The organism is Rhizobium sp. H4, assembly GCF_003013335.1.
In the GTDB taxonomy this organism is placed as follows: Bacteria; Pseudomonadota; Alphaproteobacteria; order Rhizobiales; family Rhizobiaceae; genus Rhizobium; species Rhizobium sophoriradicis.
The window spans coordinates 1-1203 of record NZ_PSOW01000048.1; the positions used below are offsets into that span (position 1 = coordinate 1).

Consider the following 1203-nt stretch of genomic DNA (forward strand, 5'->3'; position numbering starts at 1 on the left):
AAGTTATCGAAACCTATCCCGACGTGGCGCGGGCATCATGAAATCAATTTTCGAGGAAAGAGATCATGTCAGACATTGTGGAGCAGCTGAAGAAGGTCCGCAAGCTGCAGTCCCGCGCCGCCGCTGCGAAGATGGAGTTGCACGATCTTGCCGAGGACCTTCCGATTAATTGGGCTAGAATCAAGACCATTGCAGGAGAGACGTTCGACGCCTTCGCCGAGTTGAACGCTGCGAAGGAAGAGCTCGCTGCATTGGAGAATTCACGATGACTGGCCCTTTCGTCACGCGCGACGGCTCCAGCTGGGTGCCGGAGTACCTGACCTGCATCGATGCTACAACCTGCATCGGCTGTGGCCGATGCTTCAAAGCCTGCTCTCGCGAAGTCATGCACCTCTATGGCGTCGGTGAAGCGGGTGAAATCCTCGGCATCTGCGACGACGAGGAGGAAGACTTCGATGGCGAGCTCAATCGTATGATCATGGTTGTCGATGAGGCCGGCCGCTGCATTGGTTGCGGCGCCTGCGCGCGCGTCTGCCCGAAGAACTGTCAGACCCATGTCGCGGCAGACAAGGTTACTGCGTGATCTCGCGAACAAGTCAACGCTGTTACCTTCAGATCGTTTGTTGTCTCCTGCTGCTCGTCGTCTGCGCAAACGAACGAACGTAGTTACTTCGTGTGGCATTCCATCCACAAAGTTGGCGCTGCGATGGTGGCTAGTTCGTCGCTTCTTTCAATAGGACTTTTTTAAAAGCGCGAAGTGGCGATCGCTGTCTCGTCGCCCTCGGCGATGAACTTATCCGGTTGCCAAGGCAGATGCCCCGCGATTGGATCGCCACAGATCGTGCCGTTCGTGTCCCATGCCTGATCCGCGGATGCGGCGGTTCTAATCAATGGCGGCCGGTGCAAAGAAGGCACTGCAATTGCACGCAATGTCTCGCGCAAGCTGACCGTCAAGGTAAGCACCAGTGCGCAGCTGACGGAGGCACTTGCGGCGAGGACCGCAACGCCACTTTCCACCCCGCAGGCTCAATACGATCCGACACAGGACGATCCTGAGCGCGGTTGAATTACATGCTAATTCCCTTGTCCCCAGCGCAACCGTCGACATTTCTCGCAAATGTCGGGCATCCGCCACTTTTGTCAGGTTTGTCGTGATTGGAACGTTTTGTTCGCCGGTCTCTCCGTCAAATACACATCAACCTG

The 1203-nt window shown here is 56.4% G+C and carries 3 protein-coding genes; 2 read left to right on the top strand and 1 reads right to left on the bottom strand.

The features are described 5' to 3' along the window. Positions 1-65 precede the first annotated feature (65 nt). Positions 66-269: a CCE_0567 family metalloprotein gene (locus C4N04_RS31380; RefSeq protein WP_009991124.1), complete on the top strand. Its 204-nt coding sequence runs from the start codon at positions 66-68 to the stop codon at positions 267-269. Further along, entirely contained in the window at positions 266-583 is a 318-nt protein-coding gene (gene fdxB / locus C4N04_RS31385; RefSeq protein WP_004677870.1) for a ferredoxin III, nif-specific, read from the top strand. The genes C4N04_RS31380 and fdxB overlap by 4 nt, the downstream gene beginning before the upstream one ends. Positions 584-744: 161 nt before the next feature. On the opposite strand, the gene C4N04_RS31390 is transcribed toward fdxB, so the two are convergent. Then, positions 745-954, bottom strand: a complete 210-nt coding sequence (locus C4N04_RS31390; protein ID WP_225880317.1) for a hypothetical protein — start codon at positions 952-954, stop codon at positions 745-747. Positions 955-1203: the final 249 nt, after the last annotated feature.